The 8,030-nt window shown below is 73.1% G+C and carries 5 protein-coding genes; 2 read left to right on the forward strand and 3 right to left on the reverse strand.

Features of this window, described 5'->3' with window-relative positions:
• The first annotated feature begins 69 nt into the window (after positions 1-69).
• Positions 70-771, forward strand: coding sequence for a DUF4232 domain-containing protein (locus NGF19_RS05710; protein WP_252422621.1), 702 nt, complete (start codon positions 70-72; stop codon positions 769-771).
• A 26-nt stretch (positions 772-797) separates the two neighbouring features.
• Here the strand turns inward: NGF19_RS05710 and NGF19_RS05715 are convergent, their stop codons facing one another.
• The 3 genes from NGF19_RS05715 to NGF19_RS05725 all read right to left on the reverse strand — a co-directional run bounded on the left by NGF19_RS05715 (position 798) and on the right by NGF19_RS05725 (position 5,339).
• On the reverse strand, positions 798-3,575 hold the full coding sequence (locus NGF19_RS05715) for an AfsR/SARP family transcriptional regulator (protein ID WP_252422622.1): 2,778 nt from the start codon (positions 3,573-3,575) through the stop codon (positions 798-800).
• Between the two features lie 135 nt (positions 3,576-3,710).
• Complete coding sequence (locus NGF19_RS05720) at positions 3,711-4,562, reverse strand: putative RNA methyltransferase (protein ID WP_252422623.1); 852 nt, start codon at positions 4,560-4,562, stop codon at positions 3,711-3,713.
• A 180-nt stretch (positions 4,563-4,742) separates the two neighbouring features.
• Complete coding sequence (locus NGF19_RS05725; RefSeq protein ID WP_252422624.1) at positions 4,743-5,339, reverse strand: YceI family protein; 597 nt, start codon at positions 5,337-5,339, stop codon at positions 4,743-4,745.
• A 155-nt stretch (positions 5,340-5,494) separates the two neighbouring features.
• Between NGF19_RS05725 and NGF19_RS05730 the strand changes: the two genes are divergently transcribed.
• The gene (locus tag NGF19_RS05730) at positions 5,495-7,813 is read left to right on the forward strand and encodes a polysaccharide lyase 8 family protein (RefSeq protein ID WP_252422625.1); all 2,319 of its coding nucleotides are present in this window, start codon (positions 5,495-5,497) and stop codon (positions 7,811-7,813) included.
• The last annotated feature ends 217 nt before the right edge of the window (positions 7,814-8,030 follow it).

The following is an 8,030-nucleotide window of genomic DNA, read 5'->3' on the forward strand; positions in this document are numbered from 1 at the left end:
GGAACGTTAGTGGTGGGCGGCAGGTTCGCAGACGTAACCGAACGGAACCATCCACGGGGAACCACGATCATGCGTACCAGCCTGCCCAAGAACTCCGCTCTCGCCGTCGCGGCCGTCGCGGCGCTCGCCCTCTCGCTGACCGCCTGCAACGGCGACGACGACGCGTCCTCCTCGGCCTCCGCCGGAGCCACGGCCGCCACCTCCTCGGTCTCCGGCGGCTCCGACCAGAGCGCCTCGCCCACCGCCGGGTCCGGCTCGGGCGGCAGCAGCGACAGCTCCGGGTCCAGCTCTGGCTCCGGCTCCAAGGAGGGCTCCGGCGACGGCGCCGGAGCCGACGAGGGCACCGGCCACGGTGGCATCACGTCGGACGCCGAGTGCGAACTGGCCTCGATGCGCCTGTCCTTCAGCGAGGCCGGGAGCAGCTACACGGAGATGCTTCAGGCGACCAACACCGGTTCCGCCGAGTGCACCCTGACCGCCGCCCCGACCATCACGTACCCGGACGCCCCGGCCGCCCTCCCGACGGAGGGCAAGGGCCCGCAGTACCCGATCCGGCTCGCCCCCGGCGCGAGCGCGTACTCCGCCATCGGTCTGGACACGGACAACAACGCCGCCTCGCACCGGGAGAAGCAGCTCTTCATCGCCCAGATCGGACAGGACGGGCACGTCACCGTGGACACCCCCGGCGTCGGTCTCCTCCTCGGTGACAAGTCCTCGGTCACCTACTGGTGGGACACCAGCGCCAAGGCCATGACCGACGGCGAGGGCTGAAAGCACCCCTGGCGCCCCCAGCGCCCCTAGCACACCTGGCGCTCCCTGATCCGGGCCCGCGCGGCGGCGTGTCGACGGCGCAGATCGGGGCGGTCCGCCGGGGGCGCGACGCGCAGCAGCGCGTCGAGCGAGGTGACGGCGCCCTCGTCGTAGCCGGTCTCCTCGGCCTCTCGGGCCGCCTCGGCGAGGCGCCGCGCGCCCGCCTCTCGCTCGCCGAGGCCGAGCAGCGCCTCGCCCTGCCAGGTGTGCAGCAGCACACGACGGCTCACGGCCTCGTGCTCGGGGCCGAGTCCGAGCGCCTCCTCCGCGGCGTCGAAAGCCTCTTGGTGCCGTCCGGCGGTGAGGTGGATACGGGCCAGATGCTGGAGGGCGAGCATCCGGGTGTGCGCGTCGTCCGCGGCGGTGGCCAGACGCAGCGCGCGGGTGCACGCGTCCCGGGCTGCGGAGAGCCGCTCCGCGTCACCGGCGTCGCCGAGGAGGGCGACGGCGAGGTTGACGAGGGCGGTGGCCTCGCCGAGGACGTCACCGGCTCGGGCCGCGAGGCCGGGTGCCGCCCGCAGCCGGGCCAGTGCCTCCTCCGTACGTCCCTCCTCGGTGAGCACCCAGCCCAGCAGCGTCAGCACCCGGGATTCGGCGTACGGGTCGGCGCAGGCCCGCGTGTCCGCGAGGGCCGCCTCCAGGGTGGGCGCCCAGTCGGACCGTACCCGCCACACGACGAACGGCCATTGGGTGACGGCGATGCGCCAGGCCCGCTCGGGACGGCCTGCGGCGCGGGCCGCCGCGGCGATCAGGGCGAGGTCGTCGCGTTCGGCGGCGAACCAGCCGAGCGCCTCCTCGCGGCTGGTGAAGTCCCGTACGGCGACCGGCTGTCGGTGGTCCTCCGGCAGGACGAACGCGGGCTCCCCGCCCGGTTCCGCCACCTCCACCGCGGCCAGGGCGGTGGCGACGCAGTGGTCGTACAGCCGCAGCCGCGCCGCATCGCGGGCCGCCGGGTCGTGGTCGAGGCCGCGGGCGTAGAGGCGTACGAGATCGTGGAGTTCGTAGCGGTCGGGCCCGGTCTCGGTGAGCAGGTGCGCGGCTACGAGCCGGTCCAGGGCCACGGCCGCCTCGAGCGGGGTGCCGCCCGCGAGTGCGGCGGCGCTGAACCGGTCGACGTGCAGGCCCGGATGGTGGCCGAGCGCGGCGAAGTGGCGGGCGGCGTCGGCGGGCAGGTGCGCGGTGGTCAGGCGCAGCGCCGAGGCGACGCCGATGTCCTCGGCGGCGAGCAGCGCGAGGCGCTGGTACTCGCAGGAGAGCCGGTCGGCCAGCGTGGCCAGGCTCCAGTCGGGGCGTGCGGCGAGCCGGGCCGCGGCCACGCGCAGCGCGAGCGGCAGCCCGCCGCACAGCTCGGCGACGCGCCGCGCGGCGTCCGGTTCGGCGTCGGTACGGGCCGCGCCGAGCACGCGGGCGAGCAGTGCGACGGAGTCCTCGGCGCCGAGGACATCGATGGGCACGACCCGGGCGGCATCCGAGGCGACGAGCCCGGTGAGCCCGGTACGGCTGGTGACGACGGTGACGCAGCCGGGTCCTGCCGGGAGCAGCGGGCGGACCTGGGCGGAGGTGCGGGCGTTGTCGAGGACGACGAGCAGGCGCCGCTGTGCCGTCAGCTCGCGGAAGAGGGTGCCCGCCGCGGCGGCCGACTCCGGCACGCGGCGCGGCGGCACCCCGAGCGCCGACAGGAACTCCCGCAACAGCTCGTCCGGTTCGGCGTCCGGGGCGTCGCTGAACCCGCGCAGGTCGGCGTGGAGCGTGCCGTCGGGGAAGGCGGTGCGGTGGGCCTCGGCCCAGTGCAGGGCGAGCGCGGTCTTGCCCACCCCGGCGGGCCCGGTGACCACGACGACCGGCCCGTCGGAGCCCGCGCACGCCTCGCTCAGCGCGGCGCTCTCGGCGCCGCGGCCGTGGAAGGCGCGCGGGGCGCGGGGGAGCAAGCTGGGAGAGTGTCGAGCAGAGGCGTACTCGGGCGGCTCAGCCCGGACGGCGACCGCGGAGCGGGCGGGACCGGTGGGGGCCGGGGTCCGTGGCGTCGTACCCGGGCCCAGCGCGCACGCGTACGCCGCGCTGAGGTCGGCCCCCGGTGCGACGCCCAGCTCGTCGGCGAGCACCCGGCGTGTGGCGTGGTAGACCTCCAGCGCTTCCGACGAGCGGTCGGCCCGGTGCAGGACGCGTACGAGACCGGCGGCCAGGGACTCGCGCAACGGGTGCGCACCCGTCTCGGGCCGCAGCAGCCGTGCCGCCCGCTCGTACTGACCCGCGTCGGCGTAGGCGTCGGCGAGCAGTTCGACGGCTTCGAGCCGGGCCTCCTCCAAGCTGTACGCGGCGGACCGCAGCAGCGGTGACGGGTAGGCGCTCGCGAGCGCGGGTCCCTGCCACAGGGCCAGGGCCTCGTCGAGCAGCGCGGCCCGGTCGCCGGGGTCGTCGGCGCGTCTGCCGAGCGCCACGAGTTCCTCGAACCGGTGCGCGTCCAGCAGCGTCTCCGGCAGGTCGAGGTGGTAGGCGCCGCCGAGCGTGGTCAGCCGGACCCCGTACGACTCCGCGTCGGCCTGCGCCAACAGCCCGCGCAGCCGCCAGACATGCCCCTGGATCACGGTCCGGGCGTGCTGCGGAGGCTCCTCGTCCCACAGCACCTCGGTGAGTGTGTCCACGGAGACCGCTCTGCCCGCCCGCAGCAGCAGCATCGCGAGGAGACTGCGGCGCTTGGCGGGACCGATCGGCAGCGGGCCGTCGCTCCCGTTGATCGAAACGGGACCGAGGAGCTGGAACTCCATGGACGTGCGTCCTCCTGGCATGCCTGACGTCGTGGGGCAGTCGACCCTATCGGCGTCGGGCAGGGGCATGTCACGGCGGCTCAACGGCGCCGGACGGCCGGATTCCGGACCGGGTGCGCCGATGTGCGCTCCGGCTCACCGGGGCCGGTAGGCGGTGACCCGTACGGAGACGGTGACGCGGCCGGGCGGGAAGCCGTCGGCGTCCAGATCCGCACGGCTCACATGACGAGCGCTCGGCGTCATCGCCACCAGGTCCAGGGCCTGAGCCTCGGCCAACGGCGCGGCGTACTCCACCTGTTCGGTGACGGCGGCCTCGAAGCGGGGGTCCAGGGCCCGGTGCAGACGCTGCTCCTTGGCCGGGTCGACCGTGACCATCGCGGGCAACCGGCCGCGCAGTTCGGCCAGATGCCGCCCGGTGGGACGGACCACGATCAACCGGCCGTCCGTCCGCAACACCCGGTGGAACTCCGCCGGATTGCGCGGGGCGAACACGTCCAGCACGACATCGGCAACGCCGTCGGCCAACGGGAAGGGACGGAAGACGTCCCAGGCCGCTGCGGCAACGCGCGTGTGGGCGCGGGCTGTTGAGCGCAGCGCGCCCACGGAGGTGTCGAGCCCCAGACCCCGTGCGCCGGGCAACCGGTCCAGAACACCGGTCAGGTAGTAGCCCGTACCGCACCCGACGTCCACCACCGTGGCCCGCTCGGGCGCGGACTCGGCCGCCAGCCGGGCCACGGCATCGCGGACCGACGCGTAGGCGCCGGTGGCGAGGAACCGGGCGCGGGCCCGGGTCATGGCCGCGTCGTCACCACTGGTGGCACGGGCGCCGGTCAGTAGAGCGGCGTAGCCGTGCCGGGCGACATCGAAGGTGTGACCAGCGGAACAGCGCAACGCGCGCCCGTCGGCGCGCAGTTGGCGCGCCCGGCACGTCGGACAGCGCAGCAGATCGAGGGATCGTACGAGGGCAGGGGGAAGCAACACGGGCACGAGGCACTCCTGGCAAGGCTGAAGGGAAGAGACCGTGCCCGCACGGGCGGGCACGCCAAGGAGAGCGACGCCGTTCGACGTCGCTCTCAGCGCTCTCCGATCAGAGGAAGCAGTAGTGCGGGGTGCTCAGGAATGCCACGTGGCGAGTCTAGCCAGGCGTCCAGCCGGGCGGAGTCCGGCTCAGGCCTTCTTGATCGCCGAGATGTCGAAGACCAGCTTGATCTTGTCCGAGACCAGCACGCCGCCCGTCTCCAGCGCCGCGTTCCACTTCAGGCCCCACTCCGAGCGCAGGATCTGGGCCGTGCCCTCGAAGCCGACGCGCTCGTTGCCGAACGGGTCCTTCGCCGCGCCGTTGAACTCCAGGTCGATGGCGAGCGGCTTGGTGGTGCCGAGGATCGTCAGGTCGCCGGTGATCCGGTACGTGTCGCCGCCGAGCGCCTCCGCCTTCGTGGAGCGGAAGGTCATCGTCGGGTGTTCGTCGGTCTTGAAGAAGTCGGCGCTCTTCAGGTGGCCGTCGCGGTCCGCGGAGCCGGTGCTGATGCTGTCCATCTTGACGTCGATCGAGGCCGTGGACCGCGACGGGTCCGAGCCGTCGAGGTGCAGGGTGCCCTCGAAGTCCAGGAAGCCGCCCTTGACGTTGGTGACCATGGCGTGGCGGGCGACGAAGCCGATGGTGCTGTGCGCCGGGTCCACGGTGTAGCCGCCGGTCAGCGCGGCGAGGTCCGGGTTCACCGCGGCGGCGGGGGCGGTGGCGGCGTTGCGGTTGAAGAGGCTCATGGGGTGCTCCTTGGCTGTGGGCGGGCCTTGATCCGAAGAAGTTCAAGGTTCAACGAACTTCAACGGGGTCGACCGTAGACCTATTCCTTGAACGTTTCAACATCTCCGGGAAACCTGTCGCAGGGGAGACGGGCGGTGTGGAAGCATGCCGCGTCATGACGTCCGACCGCCGTACGTTCCTGACCACGGCCCTGGCGGCCACCGTCGCCTTCCCCGCCTCCGCCGCGGCTGCCGAAGTCCCGCCGTCCGACGACGAGTTCGAGACCCTGCGAGGCCGCTGGCTCGCCCTCTCCCTCGGCACCGGCTACGACCCCGCCGCCGAGCCGTACGCCTCCCGCCTCGCCCGGACCGGCGACCTCGCCCGGGGCTTCCGCGCCACCATGTCACCGGCCGCCGACTCTCTGTGGCCGCAGTACCCCTTCGACCCGCCCGACGGCATCACCCAGAGCTTCGACCGGCTGTGGACGATGACCCAGGCCTGCCTTCAGGGCGGTACCGGTTCGACCGGTGATGCCGACCTCCTCGCCGACGTCCTGCGTGGCCTCGGTCACGTCCTCACCGCCGTCTTCAACCCCTCGACCACCCCCTACGGCAACTGGTGGCACTGGCAGATCGGCAGCCCCCGCCCGCTCATGGACATCGTGACGGCGCTGCACGACCACCTGGACGACGCCTTGCGCGAGGCCGCTCTCGCCGCCGTCGACCACTTCATCCCCGACTCCGCGCTGCACGACTACTCCGGCACCTCCACCGGGGCCAACCGCGTCGACCTCTGCCGCAGCGTCGCCCTGCGCGGCATCGCGGGCCGCGCGCCCGAGCGGATCGCCCTCGCGCGCGACGCCCTCTCGCCGGTCTTCCCGTACGTCACCGAGGGCGACGGGCTCTACGCCGACGGCTCGTTCGTGCAGCACACCCAGGTCCCGTACTCCGGCACCTACGGCCAGGTCATGCTCGACGGACTCGGCCGGCTGTTCACCCTGCTCGCCGGGTCCTCCTGGGAGGTCACCGACCCCGCGCGGCAGATCATCCACGACAGCGTCGAGCACGCCTACGCGCCTCTCATCCACGACGGACTCGTCATGGACGGCGTCAACGGCCGTGCCATCAGCCGGGGTTACCTCACCAGCGACGATCTGCACGTCATGCGCAGCGACCACTTCCACGGGCAGGCGCTCATCGCCGCGATCGCCGTCCTCGCGGGCGCGGCGAGCGAGGCCGAACGCGCGCGCCGGCACGGGATGATCAAGGGATGGATCGCCCGGGACACCGTGGTCCCGATCCTCACCTCGCCCCAGTTCGACGTCGCGGACCTGGCCCGGCTGCACGCCATCGCGGACTCCGCGGTGCCCGCCGCGCCCGAGCCCGTCGGCCACCGCCTCTTCCCCGCCATGGACCGCGCCGTCCACCGCGGCGACCGCTTCACCCTGAGCATCGCGATGTCCTCCGACCGCATCGCGTACTACGAGTGCGGCAACGGCGAGAATCCGCGCGGCTGGTACACCGGTTCGGGCATGGTGCAGTGGTGGGGGCGGGACTCGGGTCAGTACACGGACTGGTACTGGCCCACCGTCGACTGGTACCGCCTGCCCGGCACCACCGTCTCCACGAAGCGACTGCCCGACCGCGCGGGCGGCGAGTGGGGCGAGCCGAAGCCGGACGTGCGCTGGGTGGGCGGCACGACCGACGGCACGTACGCGGCGGTCGGCCAGCACCTGAAGGGACTTGAGTCCACGCTGGAGGCCCGTAAGTCGTGGTTCTGCGCCGACGACGCCGTGATCTGCCTGGGCGCCGGGATCACCTGCGCGGACGGCGTCCCCGTCGAGACCGTCGTCGACAACCGCAACCTGGGCGAGGGCGGCGCCCCCTCCCTCGTACGCGGACACGGCTGGGCCCACCTGGACGGCCACGGCGGCTGGGTCCTCCCGGAAGGGGGCGACCTGCACACCCTGCGCGAGGAACGCACCGGCGCCTGGGCCGACATCAATACGAGCAGTTCACCCGAACGGCGGACCCGGTCCTGGCAGACACTCTGGCTCGACCACGGCACCGACCCGCACGACGCCTCGTACGTCTACCTCCTGATGCCGGGCGCCACCCGCGGCCAGGTCGCGGCCCGCGCCGCCGACCACCGCTGGCTCACCGTCCTCAGGAACGACGCGACCTGCCAGGCCGTCGCCGTCCCGTCCCTGGGCCTGACGGCGGCGAACTTCTGGCAGGCGGCTACGGTGGACGGACTGACCGCCTCCGCGGGTGCGAGCGTGCTCGTACGGCGCCAGGGCCGCACGGCGACCCTCTGCGTGAGCGAGCCGCCCCGCACAGGGCAGCCGGTGGAGATCGCCTGGGACCGTCCCGTCCGCGCGGTCGTACGCGCCGACCCGGGCGTCGAAGCGGAGGTCGCAGGGGGCCGTTTGAGGCTCCGTGTCACTCCGGGGACGGCATGTGAGACCCGTCGATGCGAGGTCGCCCTCGGCTGATCGGGTTGTGTGGCCCCTACAACGCCAGGCCCTCCGGAGCAGTCAGATCGGCTGCATAAGGGTGAGGTTCTGTTCGGTGGTACCAGGAAAACGGGCCGGAGACTGTGCGGAGTCGACGGCCCGGAATCCTTGGTCTCCTTCGTAAGGTCACTACATGACCGTTTTGGACGAGGCTGTAGACACCGGGAGTGGGCCCACAGACGCGCGCGGACGCGTC

Origin of the sequence: Streptomyces macrolidinus (assembly GCF_023887685.1) — a bacterium.
GTDB classification, from domain to species: Bacteria; Actinomycetota; Actinomycetes; order Streptomycetales; family Streptomycetaceae; genus Streptomyces; species Streptomyces macrolidinus.

What these genes read in the sequence shown, in the direction of transcription:
- NGF19_RS05730 (WP_252422625.1), top strand. Translation starts at nt 5,495, where the DNA reads ATGACGTCCGACCGCCGTACGTTCCTGACCACGGCCCTGGCGGCCACC.
- NGF19_RS05715 (WP_252422622.1), bottom strand. Translation starts at nt 3,575, where the DNA reads ATGGAGTTCCAGCTCCTCGGTCCCGTTTCGATCAACGGGAGCGACGGC.
- NGF19_RS05710 (WP_252422621.1), top strand. Translation starts at nt 70, where the DNA reads ATGCGTACCAGCCTGCCCAAGAACTCCGCTCTCGCCGTCGCGGCCGTC.
- NGF19_RS05725 (WP_252422624.1), bottom strand. Translation starts at nt 5,339, where the DNA reads ATGAGCCTCTTCAACCGCAACGCCGCCACCGCCCCCGCCGCCGCGGTG.